The sequence below is a fragment of the Seonamhaeicola sp. ML3 genome (genome assembly GCF_023273855.1).
GTDB lineage: Bacteria > Bacteroidota > Bacteroidia > Flavobacteriales > Flavobacteriaceae > Seonamhaeicola.
The window spans coordinates 1,078,667-1,099,857 of sequence record NZ_CP096884.1 but is presented as its reverse complement, the minus strand read 5'-3'; the positions used below and the strand labels follow the sequence as shown (position 1 = coordinate 1,099,857).

General features: G+C 35.9%; 15 protein-coding genes. 7 read left to right on the top strand and 8 right to left on the bottom strand.

Going from position 1 to position 21,191, the window contains the following annotated elements:
• Positions 1-205: 205 nt before the first annotated feature.
• Positions 206-2,797, top strand: a complete 2,592-nt coding sequence (locus M0214_RS04995; protein WP_248724370.1) for a phosphoenolpyruvate carboxylase — start codon at positions 206-208, stop codon at positions 2,795-2,797.
• A 298-nt stretch (positions 2,798-3,095) separates the two neighbouring features.
• Here M0214_RS04995 and M0214_RS04990 read toward each other — a convergent pair whose 3' ends face one another.
• The 4 genes from M0214_RS04990 to M0214_RS04975 form a co-directional block, all read right to left on the bottom strand.
• Positions 3,096-4,334 carry an ammonium transporter gene (locus tag M0214_RS04990; protein WP_248724369.1) on the bottom strand — a complete coding sequence of 413 codons (1,239 nt, stop codon included), beginning with the start codon at positions 4,332-4,334 and terminating at the stop codon, positions 3,096-3,098.
• Positions 4,335-4,373: 39 nt separating this feature from the next.
• The gene (locus tag M0214_RS04985) at positions 4,374-4,712 is read right to left on the bottom strand and encodes a P-II family nitrogen regulator (protein WP_248724368.1); all 339 of its coding nucleotides are present in this window, start codon (positions 4,710-4,712) and stop codon (positions 4,374-4,376) included.
• Between the two features lie 157 nt (positions 4,713-4,869).
• A complete protein-coding gene (locus M0214_RS04980) occupies positions 4,870-6,138 on the bottom strand; it encodes an ammonium transporter (protein ID WP_248724367.1) in 1,269 nt (422 codons plus the stop codon).
• Between the two features lie 81 nt (positions 6,139-6,219).
• Entirely contained in the window at positions 6,220-7,221 is a 1,002-nt protein-coding gene (locus M0214_RS04975; protein WP_248724366.1) for an outer membrane beta-barrel protein, read from the bottom strand.
• Positions 7,222-7,689: 468 nt separating this feature from the next.
• Here M0214_RS04975 and gltB point away from each other — a divergent pair, with 468 nt between their 5' ends.
• Together gltB and M0214_RS04965 are read left to right on the top strand one after the other, a co-directional pair.
• On the top strand, positions 7,690-12,204 hold the full coding sequence (gene gltB / locus M0214_RS04970; protein WP_248724365.1) for a glutamate synthase large subunit: 4,515 nt from the start codon (positions 7,690-7,692) through the stop codon (positions 12,202-12,204).
• A 4-nt stretch (positions 12,205-12,208) separates the two neighbouring features.
• Positions 12,209-13,672: a glutamate synthase subunit beta gene (locus M0214_RS04965; RefSeq protein ID WP_248724364.1), complete on the top strand. Its 1,464-nt coding sequence runs from the start codon at positions 12,209-12,211 to the stop codon at positions 13,670-13,672.
• 78 nt (positions 13,673-13,750) lie between these two features.
• Here the strand turns inward: M0214_RS04965 and fbp are convergent, their stop codons facing one another.
• Positions 13,751-14,767, bottom strand: coding sequence for a class 1 fructose-bisphosphatase (gene fbp / locus M0214_RS04960; protein ID WP_248724363.1), 1,017 nt, complete (start codon positions 14,765-14,767; stop codon positions 13,751-13,753).
• Between the two features lie 178 nt (positions 14,768-14,945).
• On the opposite strand from fbp, the gene M0214_RS04955 reads away from it, so the two are divergent.
• The 4 genes from M0214_RS04955 to M0214_RS04940 are packed head-to-tail and all read left to right on the top strand — an operon-like array spanning position 14,946 to position 19,559.
• Positions 14,946-15,440, top strand: a complete 495-nt coding sequence (locus M0214_RS04955) for a GNAT family N-acetyltransferase (protein ID WP_248724362.1) — start codon at positions 14,946-14,948, stop codon at positions 15,438-15,440.
• The gene (locus tag M0214_RS04950) at positions 15,427-16,677 is read left to right on the top strand and encodes an aspartate kinase (RefSeq protein ID WP_248724361.1); all 1,251 of its coding nucleotides are present in this window, start codon (positions 15,427-15,429) and stop codon (positions 16,675-16,677) included. Before M0214_RS04955 ends, M0214_RS04950 begins: the two co-directional genes overlap by 14 nt.
• Positions 16,678-16,702: 25 nt before the next feature.
• The gene (locus tag M0214_RS04945; protein ID WP_248724360.1) at positions 16,703-18,529 is read left to right on the top strand and encodes a GNAT family N-acyltransferase; all 1,827 of its coding nucleotides are present in this window, start codon (positions 16,703-16,705) and stop codon (positions 18,527-18,529) included.
• A gap of 13 nt (positions 18,530-18,542) precedes the next feature.
• A complete protein-coding gene (locus M0214_RS04940; RefSeq protein WP_248724359.1) occupies positions 18,543-19,559 on the top strand; it encodes a carboxypeptidase-like regulatory domain-containing protein in 1,017 nt (338 codons plus the stop codon).
• Here M0214_RS04940 and M0214_RS04935 read toward each other — a convergent pair.
• The 3 genes from M0214_RS04935 to M0214_RS04925 form a co-directional block, all read right to left on the bottom strand.
• Positions 19,537-20,157, bottom strand: coding sequence for a low molecular weight phosphatase family protein (locus M0214_RS04935; protein WP_248724358.1), 621 nt, complete (start codon positions 20,155-20,157; stop codon positions 19,537-19,539). The two genes, M0214_RS04940 and M0214_RS04935, sit on opposite strands and share 23 nt — an antisense overlap.
• Positions 20,158-20,277: 120 nt before the next feature.
• Positions 20,278-20,772 (bottom strand): DUF6428 family protein, encoded by a 495-nt coding sequence (locus M0214_RS04930; protein ID WP_248724357.1) that lies wholly within the window; start codon positions 20,770-20,772, stop codon positions 20,278-20,280.
• A gap of 45 nt (positions 20,773-20,817) precedes the next feature.
• Positions 20,818-21,141, bottom strand: a complete 324-nt coding sequence (locus tag M0214_RS04925; protein WP_248724356.1) for a helix-turn-helix transcriptional regulator — start codon at positions 21,139-21,141, stop codon at positions 20,818-20,820.
• Positions 21,142-21,191: the final 50 nt, after the last annotated feature.

Genomic DNA, 21,191 nt, shown 5'->3' with positions numbered 1-21,191 from the left:
ATTAAAGATTGTTTGTTTGACTCTAAAAGTTACGATGTTGATTTGGCAAGGTGTAAGGTTATAATAATTGAACGATACCTGTGGTTTCTTTAATTTTTCATAATTAGGACTTAGCAAAGCACAAAAATTAATAAATCTTTAAACTGCTTAGGGGCTTTCATAATCCTTTAGTATTTTTACGTCTAATTTATACTAAAGCAAAATTATGTCTGTAGAACCTAAGTTAACTCGATTCAATCAAACGGTTTTGTCAAAATACCAAATATACAATAGTATATTCATGACTTTGCCTTTTGATGCTGTTACTAAAACTGGAGTTTTACTTCCGTTGTTTCATGAAACATGTGAAAAAGGATTTGAAAACGGAGATGACCCAACAACCATTGTAAATACATTTTTTGAAAAATATCAGGCACGTCGAAATAAACAAAGTCAAATAAATTTATTATTCAGATTTATTCAATACATCGAAAGACAAGTTGTATTGTTTGATGCTATAGAAGATGCCGCCTTCCCTATTGTGAATAATATGGATGGTGTAGGTACTTTAAGAAACCTTAAGGGTAATGCAAGATCTGAAGGTAAATTAGATGAACTTAAAGAATTTCTTGAAGAATTTAAGGTTCGTATTGTTTTAACGGCGCACCCTACACAGTTTTATCCTGGATCGGTTTTAGGTATCATTACCAATTTAACAGAAGCGATTAAGAAAAACGACCTTAATGGCATTAATAATCTATTTGGCCAATTAGGTAAAACTCCGTTCTTTAAACACAAGAAACCAACGCCTTACCAAGAAGCGAAAAGTTTAATCTGGTATTTAGAGAATGTATTCTACAAAACGTTTGGCGATATATACAATTACATTCAGTCTAATATTTTTGATGATGGCAAAAGACATAACGATATTATAAATATCGGATTCTGGCCTGGAGGAGACCGAGATGGAAACCCATTTGTTAAGCCAGAAACAACTTTAAAAGTTGCTAAAAAACTTAAAAAGGCCATTCTTAAAAAATACTATCAAGATTTAAGGGATTTAAGAAAGAAATTGACTTTTAGAGGTGTTGAAGATCGTATTATTCGTCTTGAAACCATGATGTACGATTACAGTATAAACTTAAAGACCAAAAAGGCTATTAGTGCTAGAGAGCTTAGAAAAGAGCTTTTAAGTATTAGGGATCTTATTATAGAACAACACCAGTCTTTATATGTAAACGAAATAAATGATTTAATTAACAGAATTCACCTTTTCGATTACAGATTTGCGTCTTTAGATATTAGACAAGACAGTAGAATACACCATAGTGTTTTTACAACGGTAATAGACTCTTTAATTGCTAAAGGGGGTTCGTCCTTCCCAGATAATTACCATGATTTAAGCGAAGCAGAGCAAATTGAGATTCTTTCTAAAGCAACCGATGATGTTGGCGATTTAGATGATTTTGAAGATGAAATGGTAAGGAATACCCTTAAGACTATTTCTATTATCAAGGATATTCAAAAAGCTAACGGAGAACGTGGAGCGAATCGTTACATAATTAGTAATAACCAAACAGCATTAAACGTAATGCAGTTGTATGGTATGCTAAAAATGGTGTCTTTTAAAGACGATTTAACCGTTGATATCGCACCGCTATTTGAGACCATTCCAGATTTAGAAAATGCTCCCGGTGTTATGGAACAGTTGTACCAAAACCCACAATATAGAGCCCATTTAGAAGCTAGAGGTAACAAACAACACATCATGTTAGGGTTTTCAGATGGAACAAAAGATGGTGGTTACTTAATGGCTAACTGGGGAATATACAAGGCAAAGGAATTGCTTACAGCGATGTCTAGAAAATATGATATCACAGTAATATTCTTTGATGGTCGTGGTGGACCACCAGCACGTGGCGGTGGAAAAACACATAACTTCTATTCTTCTTTAGGGCCAACAATAGAAGACAAGGAAGTACAAATTACTATTCAAGGTCAGACCGTAAGTTCTAATTTTGGAACCAACGATTCTTCGCAATATAACTTAGAGCAATTAATTAGTTCTGGAATAAAAAACAGAATTGATGGCGAAAAGAATCTATTGTCTGATGAAGATAGAGCGGTAATGAATGATTTGGCTGAAACCAGTTACCAAACGTATAAAGATTTTAAGAGTCATGAATGCTTTATTCCATATTTGGAACGCATGAGTACCTTGAAATACTATGCTAAAACCAATATTGGAAGTAGACCATCTAAGCGTGGTAAATCTGATAAACTAGTATTTTCAGATTTAAGAGCGATTCCTTTTGTAGGATCTTGGAGTCAGTTAAAGCAAAACGTTCCTGGTTTCTATGGTGTAGGTACAGCATTAAAGATGTATGAGGATAGAGGAGAGTGGGACAAAGTTGTTCAACTTTACAACAATTCTAAGTTCTTTAAAACATTACTGGAAAATAGTATGATGTCCTTGACTAAATCGTTCTTCGATTTAACCAAATACATGGCGAAAGACGAAGAATTTGGTGAGTTCTGGCAGATTATTTTCAATGAATATGAAGTAACGCAAAGACTGCTTCTTAAACTAACAGGTTACAAAGAGTTAATGGAAAACGAGCCAGCTGGCAAAGCGTCTATTCAAGTTAGAGAATCTATAGTGTTGCCATTATTGACTATCCAGCAATACGCCCTTAAAAAGGTTCAGGAATTTGATAAAGCAGGCGTGGCGAAAGATGATCCAGAACGATTGATTTTTGAAAAGATAGTAACACGTTCGTTATTTGGAAATATCAATGCGAGTCGAAACTCGGCTTAAAATATATTTTATCGATATACTTAAAACCAGTTATATAATGTATAACTGGTTTTTTTATGTGTTTTAGTTTTCAGGAGCAAATAAATTAGCGTGAGTTCAGTATAAATCCATATCAAAGAATAGCCTAAAGTTCAATAAAAAAATTAGATCTAACTCACTTTAAATTATGGTATTGTAAAAGGTAAACCGACTTCATGAAAGTTTATAGAAGTTCAATTGGACGTTGGCTTTGTATAAAAAAAGGGCGTCTAAATCAGACGCCCTTTAAAACTTTACTTAAAAGTATTTGTTTTATATTTTAATGCTCATTCAAACGGAAATCAGGATATGCATCCATACCATGTTCGTGTGCATCTAAACCTTCTAGTTCTTCTTTTTCAGAAACACGTATTCCTACTGTTTTCTTCATTAAAAAGAAAATGATAAAAGCAGAAGGCACGCAAATAGCAGCATAAGATAAAACGCCTACCAACTGGCTTACAAATTGGTCTACACCAGCTAATTTTCCAAATAGACCTACTGCTAAAGTACCCCAGATTCCACAAATTAGGTGTACAGCAATAGCACCAACAGGATCATCTAGTTTAATAGCATCAATAAAAGCTACTGCGAATACAATTAGAGCACCTGCAATGGCACCAATTACAATAGCATTTTCAGGGCTCATTTGATCTGCTCCAGCCGTGATTCCAACTAATCCTCCCAAAATACCATTTAAGAACATGGTAAGGTCCAGGTTTTTATATTTTAGGAAAGAAACAAAAGCAGATACAACACCACCTGCGGCAGCAGCTAAACATGTTGTTACTAAGGTTAATGAAGTCAATTCTGGATCTGCAGATAGTACAGAACCTCCATTAAAACCAAACCATCCTAACCAAAGTATTAGTACACCAGCAGTCGCCATAGGAATACTATGTCCTGGTATAGCCTGAGGTTTACCGTCTTTGAATTTTCCAATTCTAGATCCTAATAACCAAACAGCTACTAAAGCAGCCCAACCTCCAACAGAGTGTACTAAAGTAGAGCCAGCAAAGTCATAAAAAGGAGTTTCTCTCATATCTAAGAAACCACCACCCCATTTCCAAGAACCGGCAAGCGGATATACGATACCTACATAAAGAACAGTAAATAACATAAATGGTCCAATTTTCATACGTTCAGCAACAGCTCCAGATACAATGGTTGCTGCGGTTGCAGCAAACATACCTTGAAAAAGGAAATCTGTCCACCAGGTATAACCACCATCTGCATATTCAGGAGTCATTCCTCCTTCAGGTGGAGCGATTCCAAATCCTGCAAATTCGAAAAATCCAGCAGATCCTTCTTCAAAACCAGGATACATCAAATTAAATCCTAAGATGTAGTATAGTAATAAACCAACTGTGATGATGAAGATGTTTTTAAATAATATATTGATTGTGTTTTTTTGTCTTGTTAATCCAATTTCTAAAAATGCAAAACCTGTATGCATAAAGAAAACAAGTGCCGTACAGATCATCATCCATACGTTATTTGCAGTAAATAATCCTTCCATAATAATTTATGAGTTGTGTGTGTTAGTTAGTATGTGTTTTTATTTTAGCGTGTCGCTACCTTTTTCACCAGTTCGTATTCTATATACTTCCGAAACATCAGAAACAAAGATTTTTCCGTCTCCTACTTCTCCAGTTGCTGCAGAGTCTAAAAGGGCTTTGATAGTAACTTCTTCAAAATCGTCATTTACAACAATAGATAAGTATCTACGTTGAATGTCACTGGTACTATAAGATACCCCTCTGTAAACGTGTCCCTCTTTTTCGTTCCCTAAACCGGTAACATCCCAGTAGGAAAAGAAATTTACTCCAACAGCATGCAAAGCCTCCTTAACTGCTCTGTATTTGGATTTTCGAATAATTGCTTCAATTTTCTTCATAATTTGATAGTTTTCTAATTTGTTCTGAAAGAAACAAATTTTATAAGACTTAAGCAAAAGTGTAAGCCTAGGGTTTTTATAAAAACAGATGCCTTTAGTCAAATTCTAAAGGCATCTGGAAATTATTTTGTGTATTCTATTGTATCAGAATATTTTATTATTCTTCAATTTCTCTTTGTCTCTTACCTGGGTAAGCTAGAGCACCGTGCTCTGATAAATCAAGACCTTCAATCTCAACTTTTTCAGAAACTCTAAGTCCCATAGTTTTCTTAAGAATAAAGAAGAAGATGAACGAGATAACTACGGCCCAAATGGCATAAGCAGCAGTACCAGCTAACTGAGTCATTAATTGCTCAGATCCTCCACCGTTGAAGATACCAATACCTTCATCTCCACTAATTCCCCAAAGACCAATAACAATTGTTCCCCAAGCACCAGCAAGACCGTGTACAGAGAATGCACCAACAGCATCATCAATTTTAAGTTTTTGCTCAACGATTTCCATAGAGTAAACTACGATAATACCACCAATGAAACCAGCAGCAATTGCTCCAACTTCGCTCATGTTACCACAACCAGCTGTAATACTAACAAGACCAGCTAAAGCACCGTTAAGTGTCATATCGATATTTGGTTTTTTGTATTTGATCCAAGAAAGCGCTAAAGCACCAACAGCACCAGCAGAAGCAGCTAAGTTAGTAACAAGAACTACCATAGAAGCACCTACAGCATCGTCACCACCCCAAGCTAATTGAGAACCACCGTTGAATCCGAACCATCCGAACCAAAGGATGAATACACCTAAGGCAGCTAATAATTTGTTATGACCTGGAAGGTTAACAGCTTTACCGTCTGCAGTATATTTTCCTAATCTAGGACCAACTAAAGCAGCGCCTATTAAAGCAGCCCATCCACCTACAGCGTGTACAATTGAAGAACCAGCGAAATCAATGAAGCCCATTTGAGCTAACCATCCATCACCGTTCCATTGCCATCCACCTGCGATAGGATAGATAAATGCAGTCATTACTATAGAGAAAACGATGTACGTGTTGTACTTGGTTCTACCAGCAACCGCTCCAGAAACAATAGTAGCAGCAGTAGCACAGAAAACTGTTTGGAAGAATAAATCAGCAGGGCCTTGGTTGTACATTAAACCACTCCAGCCAATCCATCCGCCAGTTTCTCCATACATTAAAGAATACCCAACAAACCAGTAGACCAAAGATCCAACAGCGATATCAAGTACGTTTTTCATTGCGATGTTAACCACGTTCTTAGAACGTGTCATTCCAGACTCAACTAATGTGAATCCTGCTTGCATTAAGAATACTAGGATACCAGAAATAAGCATCCATAACATTCCCATATCGCCTTCTATTGCGGCGGTGTCTTGAATAAAAAGGGGCATATTAAGTAACGACATAATATTTATATTTTATGGTTAGTAATTAATTTAAGCACTTACGCATCCTTCTGAAGGATGCGTAAGTAATATTTGATGTATTTAGAATGCGTAGATTGCGGCTAAAGTAAACGCTGCTAAGTTATCTGCAGCAGCCCCGTCGTTATCGATGTAAGGCATAGCATCAGACCAAGAATCTAATCTAATTTCTGGCTTGATGATTAAGTTATCTACAGTAATACTACCAGTTAAAGTTGTAGCAAATACACTTTCCTCAGCTGGGTTAGCATCTCCGTGTAAACCGAAGAACTCACCTCTTAAACCAATAGAGAAAGTATCAGAAGCAGCTACTTGTGGGTATAACGCAGCACCGTAGAAACCAGAACCATCGTTATCGTTGTAAGCAGCGTTGATTCCTAAGAAGAAAGAATCAGATAAGTCGAATCCACCAGTATAGTCGATTTCAAAACCTAAACCTCCGTTGTTACCACTATCGTAGTATAGGTTGATGTATTGTCCGTAAAGACCTAACTGAGCTCCAAGACCGTACTCACCAGTCATAGAGATATTGTTAGTATCCCATGGGTTAGTTACAGCTAACATTAAGCTTACATCATCAGATAAAGCAAAGTCAGCTTTTAAACCTACATGCGAGAAAGGTCCGTTAGAGAATAGGTAAGAACAGCTGTAGTTGAAGTTAGCTGCAGGAGCGATAACCTCATATCCTAAGAACGTGTTCCATCTACCAAAAGTTAAGGTAGTGCTCTCAGACACATTCCAGTATACATAAGCCTGGTTTACGATACCGTCTACGATATCTGTGTTAAAAGTTGCACCAGCACCTCTTGGTCCAGTTACTAAATCGATAACAGCACCTACTTTTTCTCCTTCGTAGCTTACAACTAAGTTAGCCATACCTAAAGCAAATCCAGTTTGGTCTGCAAAAGCAGTTCCGAAAGAAACACCTTCGTTGTCTGGAGCTGTTAAGTAAGTTTGGTGATAAGCATCAACACTACCAGAAACCGTTAGTGGTGATTTCTCTTCATCTTGAGCAAACATAACAGATGCTACTAAAAGCATTGTAAGAGTAAATAATTTTTTCATGATTGTTTTCATTTTTAAGATTAATTTTTATTAGTTAATTTTCCTTAAGAACGAGTCAAAACTATGTTAAAAAGTTTTAACCCCCATAAAAAAGAGGGGGTATTGGGTTATTTTTGTAGATATTTTAATTTTTACCCCATTTTTTTAGAGGTATTCGTGAATTTTTATGATTTTTTGATTTTTCATTAACTCCTTTAATTGAAAAATTGTCAGTATTTTCTAAATTTTCGTATTATTCTTTTTAAGAATGTTAACTATATTTAATATTAATTCAGATATCCTCATTTATTACTATATTTTAACGATTGAATATTTATTAAAAAACCCCGGGAATATTGATATATAATTAAATTTAGTTCCACTTCGTCGTTAAAATCGAAATAATGAAAACCACATTATTATTAATTTAAAATGTATAACTATCTTCGCTTACTTAGTCACGTTTTAAACCAATATAATTAGTTGATTATGCTGAAGAAACAAGGAATGTATTCGCCAGAATTTGAACATGAGAATTGTGGTGCCGGTTTTATTTGTAATCTTAAAGGAGAAAAGACAAATCAAATCATCCATGATGCATTAGAGATTTTGGTAAAATTAGAGCACCGTGGAGGCGTTAGTGCCGATGGAAAAACAGGAGATGGTGCTGGTTTGTTAATTGATATCCCTCACGATTACTTTAAACGTGTTTGTGATTTTGAAATACCAGCTCAAAGAGAGTATGCTGTAGGTATGGTTTTCTTGCCAAAAGTTTACAATCAGTACGAGTTTTGTAAAGATACTTTCGAGAAAGAAATTAAAGCGCAGGGCTTAAAAATCCTTGGGTGGCGAGATGTACCGGTAGATTCTTCCCAACTAGGGCAAATTGCAAAGGCTTCAGAGCCTACCATAGAGCAGTTGTTTGTTGGTAAAACAGAAGATATTAGCGAGGCTACATTCAAGGCAAAGTTGTACGCAGCTAGAAAGATTACAGAGCATGAAATAAGATTGTCTAAGATTTCGCAAAGCGATTATTTTTACATTCCTAGTTTATCTACAACCACCCTTATATATAAAGGTATTATCATGCCAGAAGATATAGGGCCTTATTACACAGATTTACAGCAAAAAGACTTAGTGACTAGATTGGCTTTGGTACACCAACGTTTTTCTACCAATACCATGCCTGCTTGGGAATTGGCTCAGCCTTTCCGTTTTATGTGTCAGAATGGTGAGATTAATACCCTTCGTGGAAACGTAAGTAGAATGCGTGTGCGCGAAGAGATAATGAAGAGTGATGTTTTCGGTCCGCAAATCGATAAGTTATTCCCAATAGTACTTCCAGGTAAATCAGATTCTGCTTCTATGGATATGGTAGTGGAATTACTAACACATACCGATCGTTCTTTACCGGAAATCATGATGATGATGATTCCTGAAGCATGGGAAAAACACAAAACCATGAGTGAAGAGAAAAAGGCATTCTATGAATACAACTGTTGTATTATGGAGCCTTGGGATGGTCCTGCATCTATTCCGTTCACTGACGGCGATTATATTGGTGCATTATTAGACAGAAACGGTTTAAGACCTTCTAGATATACATTAACTAAGAGTGGTAAATTGATCATGTCATCTGAAGTTGGTGTGGTTGATGTTGACCCAGCCGATGTAGAATTACATGGTAGATTAGAGCCAGGTAAGATGTTCTTAGTTGATATGAACGAAGGACGTATTATCGATGACGAAGAAATAAAAAGTAAAGTAGTTTCTGAAAGACCATATAAAGAATGGTTAAACAAAACGAGATTACATTTAAGAGATGTACCTTACACTAACGAAACGTGTCCTATAGAAACTATCGACATTAAAACACGTCAGCGTTTATTCAATTATACTATCGAGGACATTCAGGAGGTGATTACCCCAATGGCTCAAAAAGGCAAGGAAGCCCTGGGCTCTATGGGTATAGATACACCTTTGGCAGTACTGTCAGATAGACCTCAGTTAATTTCAAATTACTTTAAACAATTATTCGCACAGGTAACCAATCCGCCATTAGATGGTATCCGTGAAGAAATTGTAACAGATATTAGTTTAAATCTTGGTAAGGATCGTAATATTTTCAGTATTACCGAAAGACAATGTAGAAAGCTACGTATTCAGAACCCTGTAATCTCTAATGGAGACCTCGAAAAGATTAGAACCATTCAAGTAGAAAGTTTTAAGGCAGAAACCATCCAAATGCTTTATCCAAAAGCGCAAGGTTTAAACGGATTGGAAGATGCTTTAGAAGATATTGTAAGACAAGTTGAAAAGGCTTTAGATAGAAAAACAAATATCATTATTCTTTCCGATAGAGGTGTAAATAAAGATTTTGCGCCCATTCCTGCATTATTAGCTTGTTCTTATGTAAATCACCAATTAAACCGTTTACGCAAGCGTTCTTATTTCGATATTATTATCGAATCTGCAGAACCTCGTGAGCCACATCATTTTGCAACCCTATTTGGATACGGTGCTTCGGCTATTAATCCTTATATGGTGAACGAGATTATTAGAATGCAGGTTAAGGAAGGCTTTATTAGTGATTTAAACGAAGAAGAAGCCGTTGAGAATTTCAATAAAGCCATCGGTAAAGGCTTGTTGAAAATTATGAATAAGATTGGAATTTCAACATTACATTCTTACAGAGGTTCTCAAATATTCGAAATTGTTGGTTTCAATTCACAGTTTGTAGAAAAATATTTCCCGTATACAGCTTCTAGGATTGAAGGTATTGGATTATACGAGATAGAAAAAGAAATTAACGAGCGTTATAAATACGCTTATCCAGATACTCAAATTAAAAATCGCTTAGGATTAAATATTGGTGGGGATTACAGATGGAGACGTAATGGTGAGCGCCACATGTTTAATCCAACAACCGTTGCTAAATTACAGCAAGCCGTTAGGTTGAGTGATCAGAATAGCTACGATATTTATTCTAAAACTATAAACGAGCAGTCTGAAAAATTAATGACCATTCGTGGATTGTTTGAGTTTGATAGATTAGACCCAATTCCATTAGAAGAGGTAGAACCTTGGACAGAAATTGTTAAGCGCTTTAAAACTGGTGCGATGTCTTACGGGTCTATTTCTCGTGAAGCCCATGAAAATTTGGCCATTGCCATGAACCGTATTGGAGGAAAATCCAATTCTGGTGAAGGTGGTGAAGACAGACGCCGTTTCCAAAAAGACGTTAACGGAGATAGTAGAAACTCTGCCATTAAACAGGTAGCTTCTGGTCGTTTTGGTGTAACATCACATTACTTATCGAACGCTCAAGAGATTCAAATTAAAATGGCTCAAGGTGCTAAGCCAGGTGAAGGTGGACAGCTTCCAGGTGAAAAAGTATTACCATGGATTGCAGATGCCAGAAACTCCACGCCTTTCGTAGGATTGATTTCGCCACCGCCGCATCACGATATTTACTCTATCGAGGATTTAGCTCAGTTAATATACGATTTAAAGAATGCGAATCGCGAAGCTAGAATTAATGTAAAATTAGTATCTGAGGTTGGCGTGGGTACTATTGCTGCTGGTGTTGCCAAAGCTAAAGCTGATGTTGTATTAATATCAGGTTTCGATGGCGGTACAGGGGCGTCACCATTAACATCATTAAAGCATGCTGGTTTACCTTGGGAGCTTGGTTTATCTGAAGCACAACAGACTTTAGTGCTTAATGACTTAAGAAGTAGAATTGTTGTAGAATGCGACGGACAGTTAAAAACTGGTCGTGATGTTGCCATTGCAGCTCTATTAGGTGCTGAGGAATTCGGTTTTGCAACGGCGCCATTAGTTGCTTCTGGTTGTATTATGATGCGCAAATGTCACTTAAATACATGTCCCGTAGGTGTTGCTACTCAAGATAAAGAGTTACGTAAAAATTTTAAAGGAACACCAGAGCACGTTATTAATTTCTTCTATTATGTAGCTGAAGAATTAAGAGGAATCATGGCGCAGTTAGGGTTTAGAACTGTTGAGGAAATGGTAGGTCAGACTCAAAAAATCAATGCCAATAAAGCCATCAAGCATTACAAGGCTAAAGGGTTGGATTTATCAAGTATTTTACACAGACCAGCCGAGTATCATGATCTTACCATAAGAAACACAGAGAAACAAGATCATAACTTAGAAGAAGTAATCGATTTCACGATTCTTAAAGATTCACATCGTGCACTTTATAGAAAAGAGAAAATGAACTTAGCGTATCCTATCAAAAATGTAGATAGAACGGTGGGCGCCATTGTAAGTAATGAAATCTCTAAAATTTACGGACATTTAGGTTTACCAGAAGATACGTTAAATATAAACTTTACAGGTTCTGCAGGTCAGAGTTTTGGAGCCTTTGGAGCTCATGGTTTAACCTTTACTCTAGAGGGTAATACAAACGATTACCTCGGAAAAGGACTTTCTGGAGCTAAACTTATTGTTAAAAAACCTGTAACAGCAGATTTCATTGCAGAAAACAATATTATAGTTGGTAATGTTTGTTTATTCGGAGCCGTTCACGGGGAGGCTTACATTAACGGTATTGCAGGAGAGCGTTTTGCAGTTCGTAATTCTGGAGCTACAGCGGTAGTAGAAGGTGTTGGTGATCACTGTTGTGAGTATATGACGGGTGGAAAAATTGTTGTTCTTGGTAAAACAGGTAGAAACTTTGCTGCCGGTATGAGTGGTGGTTATGCATTTGTATTAAATGAATCAGGACAATTTACTAATGGTCTATGTAACGAAGAGACTATTGATTTTGACCCAATTACTGATGCCGATGAAGCCGAATTAAAAGAATTGATAACAAATCATGTAGCTTATACAAACAGTAACAGAGGTAAAGAAATTTTAGCCGACTGGGATAATTACTTACCTAAGTTTGTAAAAGTAATGCCAAAAGAATATAAGGTAGCGTTAGAAAGAATTGCTAACGAAGAGCCAATGGTTGAAGAATTAGAAATAGCATAAGGTCATGGGAAAAGTAACAGGATTTAAAGAATTTGACAGACAGGATGAGTCTTATAAACCGGTAACAGACCGTGTAAAACACTATAAAGAGTTTACTGTTCCTTTATCTGAGGAAGAAATTACAAAACAAGGATCACGTTGTATGGACTGTGGTATTCCGTTTTGTCACAGTGGTTGTCCATTGGGGAATCTAATACCAGATTTTAACCATATGGTACACCAAGGGGAGTGGCAAAAAGCATCATGGATTTTACATTCAACAAATAATTTCCCTGAGTTTACTGGACGTTTATGTCCTGCTCCATGTGAAAAATCATGTGTATTAGGAATTATCGAAGATCCAGTATCTATCGAAAATATAGAAAAGAACATTGTTGAGCGTGCTTTTGCAGAGGGTTGGATTAAGCCTCAACCTCCAAAGGTTAGAACAGAAAAATCTGTTGCTGTGGTAGGTTCTGGACCTGCAGGATTAGCAACTGCACAACAATTAAATAGAGCGGGACACACCGTTACTGTTTTTGAAAGAGATGATGAAATAGGTGGGCTTTTACGTTATGGTATTCCTAACTTTAAAATGGAAAAGGAAATCATAGACCGTCGTGTAGCCATTTTAGAAGCAGAAGGTATCACATTTAAAACCAACGTTAATGTTGGTGTAAATTATGATGTTGAGGCGTTAAAATCTTTCGATGCCATTGTGCTTTGTGGTGGTGCTACAGAAAGACGTAGCTTACCAACACCAGGTATTGATGCCGATGGTGTAGTACAAGCTATGGATTTCTTAACGCAACAAACCAAAGTGGTTTTTGGAAAAGAAGTTAAAGACCAAGTTTTAGCAACTGGAAAAGATGTTGTTGTTATTGGAGGTGGAGATACAGGTTCAGATTGTATAGGAACTTCTAATCGTCAGGGTGCTAAATCGGTTACCAATTTCGAAATTATGCCAAAGCCACCAGGACATCGTTCACCAACAACACCTTGGCCATATTGGCCATTACAGTTAAAGACGTCTTCTTCTCATCAAGAAGGTGTAGAACGAAACTGGTTAATCAATACTAAGGAGTTTGTTACAGATGATAAAGGTAAATTAGTGGCGCTTAAAACTGTAAATGTTGAATGGGAAATGGTTCCTGGTCAGCGTCCTAAATTGGTCGAAGTTGAAGGTACTGAGAAAACATGGCCATGCGATTTAGCATTATTGGCTCTTGGATTTACAGGTCCGGAAAGTACATTAGCAGATAAGTTAGGTATTGAGAGAGATGCCCGTTCTAACTACAAAGCAGAATACGGAAAGTATCAAACCAATATCCCTAATATATTCACAGCTGGCGATATGCGTCGCGGACAATCACTAATTGTTTGGGCTATTTCAGAAGGTAGAGAGGCAGCACGCCAAGTCGATATTTACCTAATGGGTAAATCTGACCTTCCTACTAAAAATGAAGCAGGTGATTTAGTGGCACTTTAGAAAACAATAAGTTATATAATAAGAAAAGCGAACCTTAATAGTTCGCTTTTTTATTTTTAAGTAGTGTGTTTAAATAGTCTAAACGCTATATCTAGACTTGTGCATAAACTCCTCAGCTTTTTCTACCATATTTTTACTACCACAAATAAAAGGTACACGTTGGTGAAGTTCCGTTGGCTCAATATCCATAATTCTAGTAAAACCATCACTGGCTTTACCATTGGCTTGTTCTGCTAAAAACGCCATTGGATTACATTCGTATAGTAAACGCAGCTTTCCGTTAGGATTTTTTGAACTCTGAGGGTAAAGATAAATTCCACCTTTAATCATATTTCTATGGAAATCTGAAACTAGAGACCCAATGTATCTTGAGGTATAAGGTCTGTCGTCAACTTCTTCTTGGCAATACTTAATATAATTTTTTACACCTTGTGGGAAATGCACATAATTACCCTCGTTAACAGAGTAAATATTACCATCTACAGGGAACTCCATACTAGGGTGCGATAAATAAAAAGACCCAATTGCAGGGTTAAGCGTAAATCCATTTACCCCATCTCCAGTTGTATAAACTAACATGGTCGACGTTCCATAAACGACATAACCTGCTGCAACTTGCTCACTACCTTTTTGTAAAAAGTCTTCTAATTGCACAGGTGTTCCTATAGGTGTTATTCTTCTGTATATAGAAAAGATTGTCCCAACCGAAACATTCACATCAATATTAGAAGATCCATCTAAGGGATCTATTAAAACCACGTATTTATTTTGATGGTTTTCATCTTGGCTGTTGATGGTTATGTAATCATCTTCTTCTTCACTGGCAATTCCACAAACAATGTTTCTTTTAGTAAGTGTTTGAATAAATTTTTCATTGGCATAAACATCCAATTTTTGCTGGTCCTCACCTTGTATGTTTGTGTCGCCAGCAGCACCAATAATATCAACTAGACCTGCTTTGTTTACTTCATGATTTACAACTTTTGCCGCTAGTCGGATGGAATTTAAGAGGCTCGATAATTCACCAGACGAATATTTAAACGACGTTTGATTTTCGATTATAAATTCACCTAATGTTTGCTTTTTGTTGGACATAAAAATGTTGTGTTAGTTTAACGCAAATATCTGTTAATTTTATGGCAACTACAACGTTTTCGTCAAAGAAAGTAGGTTTGTTTACAGGATTTATTAATTTCTTATACTTAAACTAAACTTATTTTTAAAAAGCTAAAAAACAATTTTTTAAATTATTTTTGATTAGAATATTTAGGTCATGGATTATAAAATTAGAAAAGCGACTATAACAGATATGCCACGTGTTTTAGAATTGATTAAACAGTTGGCCGAATTTGAGAAAGAACCTGAAGCTGTGGAGGTTACTGTTAAAGATTTAGAACGTGATGGTTTTGGAAAAAACCCAGCATTTTTTTGCTATGTAGCCGAAATTGAAGGACAAGTAGAAGGTATTGCCCTAGGTTACAACCGCTACTCCACTTGGAAAGGAAAAGCAATTCATTTAGAAGATTTAATAATCAATAAGAGTTTTAGAGGATTGGGACTAGGGTCTGCACTATTAGATGAAATCGTGAAGCATAGCCATAGATTAGGCGTAAAACGTATTAATTGGGAGGTATTAGATTGGAACGAGCCCGCCATAGCGTTTTACGAAAGTAAAGGCGCCAAGGTTATGCGAGATTGGGATGTGGTGCAAATGAGTAAAGAAAGTATAGACAACTATATAGCCAAATTAAATCATGCAGATATTTAAGTTTGGCGGCGCCTCGGTTAAAGATGCCGATGGCGTTAGGAACTTAGCCCTAGTACTAAAAAAAGTTGGCTACACTAAAGGAGTGGTTATTGTGTCTGCCATGGCTAAAACCACCAATGCATTAGAGCGAGTCGTTTTTAATTATTTTGACAATAAATCTGAACTACAAAGCTCAATACAAGAGGTTTTCAAATTCCACAATGACATTCTGTTCGATTTATTCGAAAAAGAAAATCATCAGGTTTTTAATAAGATAAAACTCCTATTCGAAGAAATTAGAACCTTTATTAAGGTTAACAAATCACCAAACTACGATTTTGTTTACGATCAAATTGTCAGTTATGGGGAACTATTATCCACTACGATAATTTTCGAGTATTTAAATCACCAAGGCATACATAATAATTGGGTTGATATTAGAGCGCTTATTAAGACAGATTCATATTATAGAAAAGCAAATGTTAATTGGGATGCTACACGTAAAGCTATTGTGTCTTCAATTGACAATTCGGTTTTAAATGTTACGCAGGGGTTTATAGCAAGCGATTCCAATAATTTTACAACTACGTTAGGGAGAGAGGGAAGCGATTACACGGCTGCTATTTTAGCGTATTGTCTAAATGCACAAAGTGTTACAGTTTGGAAAGATGTTCCTGGGGTGCTAAACGCAGATCCAAGGTATTTTGAAAACACCCAGCTTTTAAAGAAAATATCGTATCAAGAAGCCATAGAGTTAGCTTTTTATGGGGCCTCGGTTATACATCCCAAAACACTGCAGCCATTGCAGCGTAAAGAAATACCTCTTTATGTAAAATCGTTTTTAAACCCAGATCAATCGGGGACTAGAATTGGTAAGGGGCTGCCATTAGAACCGGCGGTACCCTGTTTTATGCTAAAGCAAAATCAAGTTTTAATAGCGATAGCGTCATTAGATTTTTCATATATCGTAGAAGATAATATTAGAGATATTTTTAATTTATTGGATACTCATAAAATGAAAGTAGATATGATTCAAAACTCGGCAATTAGTTTTTCGGTATGTATTGATAATATCTATAATAATTTAGAAAAGTTATTACAGCAGTTACGTGCTAAATTTAGTGTGACTTATTACGAAAATGTTTCTTTGTACACGATTCGGCATTATACGCAATCAGCTATTGACAATATTGAAAAGGATAAACAAGTTTTACTTAAACAATTAACAGAACAAACAGTACAAATAGTAACTAAGTAAAGTATTTATTACATTTACCCTAATTATGAGACAACAAGATTCCGGATTAGTATCTGCCAAAGAGGTTGCAAAAGCCATTCAGTTAGATAAGTATGGCTTTTTGGGTACTTTTATCGGTTGGATTTTAATGAAGGTTCTTAAGATATCTACATTAAATAAAATTTATAAACGTAATAAGCATTTAAGCGATTTAGATTTTTTGAATGGTATTCTAGACGATTTTCAAATAAAATTTGAAATTCCAGAAGAAGATTTAAAACGTTTACCAAAAGATGGTGCTTACATTACCATTTCTAACCATCCGCTTGGAGGAATTGATGGTATTTTGCTATTAAAGTTAATGTTGGAGCAACGAAGCGACTTTAAAATTATCGCTAATTTTTTATTACACAGAATAGCACCTCTAAAACCTTACATTATGCCGGTTAATCCTTTTGAAGACCGAAAGGATGCAGCCTCTAGTATTGCTGGGTTCAAGAATTCAATTTTACATTTACGAGAAGGACATCCCCTAGGTATATTTCCCGCAGGTGAAGTATCCACTTATCGCGATGGTAAATTGGTCGTAGACAGACCTTGGGAAGAAGCCGCCATGAAATTAGTGATGAAAGCTCAAGTACCTGTCGTGCCTATTTACTTTCACGCCAAGAACAGTAAGCTGTTTTATAAACTTTCGAAAATTAGCGATACGTTTAGAACGGCAAAGCTGCCTTCGGAATTATTGACACAAAAACGAAGAGTAATAAAAGTTAGGATAGGTAGGCCAATTTTGGTCAAAGACCAAAAGGAGTATAAGTCTCTTGAAGAGTTTTCAGAGTTTATAAGAAAGAAGACTTATATGCTGTCTAATTCTTTCGAAGACAAATCTAAAATACTAGATAAAATACCTTCCTCTTTAAAAACCATTAAACCTCCAAAGCGTATTGTTACGCCTATAGAAACGAGTGTTATGGAGTCCGAAGTCAAGACTCTTAAACAGGAAGATTATAGGCTTCTGGAAAGTAAAAATTACGAAGTGTATTTGGCGCCTGCCGATAAGATTCCTAATATTCTTAGGGAAATTGGAAGGTTGCGAGAAATCACTTTTAGGGAAGTTGGCGAAGGAACCAATGAAGCTATAGATCTAGATGCTTTTGATACCTATTACCACCACATGTTTTTGTGGGATAATGACAAGAAGCTCATAGCTGGAGCTTACCGTATGGGGCTCGGTTCTAAAATATTTGCACGATATGGTATAGATGGCTTTTATTTACAGGATTTATTTAGGTTCGAACCAGAATTGTATAAAATGATGAGCGAGTCTATAGAAATGGGCAGAGCGTTCATTATTAAAGCCTATCAACAAAAACCAATGCCTTTATTTTTACTTTGGAAAGGTATTGTGCATACCACACTTCGTTATCCTGAGCACAATTATTTAATAGGGGGCGTAAGTATTAGCAATCAGTTTTCTAAATTCTCTAAGTCGTTGATGATAGAGTTTATGAAATCACATTATTACGATCCTTATTTGGCACAATATGTAAGGCCTAAAAAAGAATTTAAAGTTAAGCTTAAAGATGCCGATAAGGACTTTGTTTTCGATGAAACCGAAGCTGATTTAAATAAGTTCGACAAAATTATTGACGAAATAGAACCCGGGGCCTTAAGACTTCCAGTGCTTCTAAAAAAATACATAAAGCAAAATGCGCGTTTGGTGGCCTTTAATGTAGATCCGTTGTTCAATAACTCGGTCGATGGGCTTATGTACATTAAAATTGCCGATTTACCCGAAAGTACCGTAAGACCCGTCATGGAAGAATTTCAAGCCGAATTAGAACAAAAACTAACGGAAAACAATGAGAATTAAATGCCTTTGCATTTTGATTTATTTTTTGGGTTTTTTGGGATATTCCCAAACCATTACAGGAATTGTTTTAGATGCCAAGACCCAAAAACCTATTGAGACAGCGGTTGTATACTTCGATAATACAACTAAAGGCACTATAACAAACGCAGAGGGACATTTTTCTATTGATTATTCTGAGGCTATTCAGTCTCCTTTGGTTATTTCCTTCTTAGGATACGAAAAACAACTTATTACAGATTACAGAACGCAAAATTCATATACCATATATCTCGAGGAAAGTCATGAGCAGTTAGATGAGGTCCTCATTAATACTAATGATGGTTTAGCTAGAGAAGAAAAACTAAAAGTATTCAGAAAAGAATTTCTGGGGACATCTAAGTTTGGTAGATCCTGTGAGATACTTAATGAAGACGCATTAATAATTAGATACTTAAAGAAGGAACGTAAGCTAGTCGCACACGCCTCTGCACCGTTGCAGATAGAAAACAGAGCACTCCAATATAAAATCACTTACGAACTCAATACTTTTTGGGCCGAGTTTACTAATGTTAATCCTAAAAGAAACGGTTTTGAAGTGAAATCTATAGGATTTAGAGGCAATCCTTTTTACCAGAACATTTCAAATTTTGATGGAAAGAAAGCCCGTAAAAGCAGAAAAAAGGCTTTTGAGGGTTCAATACTTCATTTCATGCGTGCCTTATATGCAGGTAGGTTAAAAAAAGAGAACTTTAGGTTATATCAAAAGAGCATTGAGTTAAATCCAGATACTATTTTTAATTCAAAATTTTTTAATGATACTGCCATAAAAAAAATGAGTCCGGAGAAAGAAAAACCTGTTACTGTTGTGTTCAAATATAAACAGGCTTCTAGTATTCAAATATTGGCTCCTTACTTCCTATTGGATATCTATGGAAATTACTCAGAGGTTGAAAACATAATATTTTCAGGACATATGGGAAGCAGACGTTTTGGAGATTTACTTCCCTTAGATTATGGCTTTGAATTTCTTAATCTAAAGAAGAAAAAATAAATTTCATCTCGGTAGCAATTTCTAAACTTCTATTAAAATAGGTTTCGGTTTGTTGTGGTGTGCCATCAGATTTTTTTGGGTCTTCGTAAGTTATTGCAACACGTTTATCACAACCAAAAACCATAGGGCAACCTTCATCTGCAGAAGAACAGGTCATAATTGCTGCAAATTCTGAAGTTGGATTAAAAGTATCTCCATACGTTTTTGAAAATGCAATCACAGCAGGTTCGTTTTGCGAATACTTAACACTATAAACAGGATTGTTGCCTTCAGAAAGTTTATTAATCTTAAACCCTTGATTCACTAAAGTTTCACCTACTTTTGGAAACATAGCGGTGGCTTCGGTACCACCCGAATAACATGAAACCTTATCGATATTAAAATAAGCAGCCATGGTCTGTGCCCATATTTGCGATAAATGGCTTCTCCTGGAGTTGTGCGTACAAATAAAGTTTAATCGAATGGGGTCATTGGCTTCTGTCTTTTCCTTTAAATAATCAACTAATGGAGTAAGTATATTTCTTCTTTCATCAGAAACTGAGTTTATGTCTAATGATTCTATAGTTTTTGAAACTTCTTTAAATAGTGTTTTATTCATATAATATTTTTGTTATTCCCGTCTTTTGACTATCTCGCAAGATACACTTCAGCGGGAATCTATTTATTTAAACAGGTAGATTCTCACGTTTTTCAGAGAAAAACTCAGAATGACATTGGTTTAACAACAACCACTGCTTGGCGAGCAACAAGCGTTTGTAGGCTCCATAGTTAGTTTGTCTTCTGGAATACCACAAGTTTCTTTTGCTTTGCAATCGGTTTTCTCAACGGCTAATTTAAATATTAAGTTAGTGCCCTGTATTTCGTAATCGTTAACAAATAATTGAGCTGTATGGAAGGTTTCGTTACTATATTCAAATTTAACTTCGGCATCTAATCGATACGATTTCATTTTGCCTACTTTTTTAAGAATGCCCAATGCCTTATAAACAGACATGTAATTTGTTTTTTCAATCTCGCTTGGGCTTTCCCATAATTGAATAATGGTTTCATTCCAACTATCGGCATTGGCCCCACAATCCACAGATTCTACAGCGATATGTTTAACTTCGGTAATGTGGTAATTGGTTCCTACCATGAGATTGGGTGCATATTCAAAGCATAGTGATTTACCTTGATTCTGTTCCAGTATGTTAAATAATTCTTGTGTTTTCATGTGTCTATTTTTTATTTGGGTTAGCAACCGTATGCTTATTATGGACTAACAGCAGTTCGTTTTGGTGTTATTGAAAAACGTATTCAGTTCATTTTGAATTTCTTCCCAGCGTTCTACATTTATGCAGTAGCACATACTTTTTCCCTCTATTTCACCTTTTAATAATCCAATACTTTTTAGTTCTTTTAAATGTTGTGAAATAGTAGCCTGAGCGAGTCCGATTTCTTCAACTAAATCATTGCAAATACAGGCATTTTGCTTGCTAATATATTGAAGGATGGCCACACGAGCAGGGTGCCCTAGAACTTTAAAAAAATGAGCTAGGTTGTTTTGTCTTTGCGTAAATATTTGTGATTTAGTTATTCCCATTGTTATTTATATATTGCAATATTACGATATTAAAATAAAAGAAAAAAGCC

What these genes read in the sequence shown, in the direction of transcription:
- M0214_RS04955 (WP_248724362.1), top strand. Translation starts at nt 14,946, where the DNA reads ATGGATTATAAAATTAGAAAAGCGACTATAACAGATATGCCACGTGTT.
- M0214_RS04930 (WP_248724357.1), bottom strand. Translation starts at nt 20,772, where the DNA reads ATGAAAACACAAGAATTATTTAACATACTGGAACAGAATCAAGGTAAA.
- M0214_RS04990 (WP_248724369.1), bottom strand. Translation starts at nt 4,334, where the DNA reads ATGGAAGGATTATTTACTGCAAATAACGTATGGATGATGATCTGTACG.
- M0214_RS04995 (WP_248724370.1), top strand. Translation starts at nt 206, where the DNA reads ATGTCTGTAGAACCTAAGTTAACTCGATTCAATCAAACGGTTTTGTCA.
- M0214_RS04925 (WP_248724356.1), bottom strand. Translation starts at nt 21,141, where the DNA reads ATGGGAATAACTAAATCACAAATATTTACGCAAAGACAAAACAACCTA.
- M0214_RS04980 (WP_248724367.1), bottom strand. Translation starts at nt 6,138, where the DNA reads ATGTCGTTACTTAATATGCCCCTTTTTATTCAAGACACCGCCGCAATA.
- M0214_RS04945 (WP_248724360.1), top strand. Translation starts at nt 16,703, where the DNA reads ATGAGACAACAAGATTCCGGATTAGTATCTGCCAAAGAGGTTGCAAAA.
- fbp (WP_248724363.1), bottom strand. Translation starts at nt 14,767, where the DNA reads ATGTCCAACAAAAAGCAAACATTAGGTGAATTTATAATCGAAAATCAA.
- M0214_RS04935 (WP_248724358.1), bottom strand. Translation starts at nt 20,157, where the DNA reads ATGAATAAAACACTATTTAAAGAAGTTTCAAAAACTATAGAATCATTA.
- gltB (WP_248724365.1), top strand. Translation starts at nt 7,690, where the DNA reads ATGCTGAAGAAACAAGGAATGTATTCGCCAGAATTTGAACATGAGAAT.
- M0214_RS04965 (WP_248724364.1), top strand. Translation starts at nt 12,209, where the DNA reads ATGGGAAAAGTAACAGGATTTAAAGAATTTGACAGACAGGATGAGTCT.
- M0214_RS04950 (WP_248724361.1), top strand. Translation starts at nt 15,427, where the DNA reads ATGCAGATATTTAAGTTTGGCGGCGCCTCGGTTAAAGATGCCGATGGC.
- M0214_RS04975 (WP_248724366.1), bottom strand. Translation starts at nt 7,221, where the DNA reads ATGAAAAAATTATTTACTCTTACAATGCTTTTAGTAGCATCTGTTATG.
- M0214_RS04985 (WP_248724368.1), bottom strand. Translation starts at nt 4,712, where the DNA reads ATGAAGAAAATTGAAGCAATTATTCGAAAATCCAAATACAGAGCAGTT.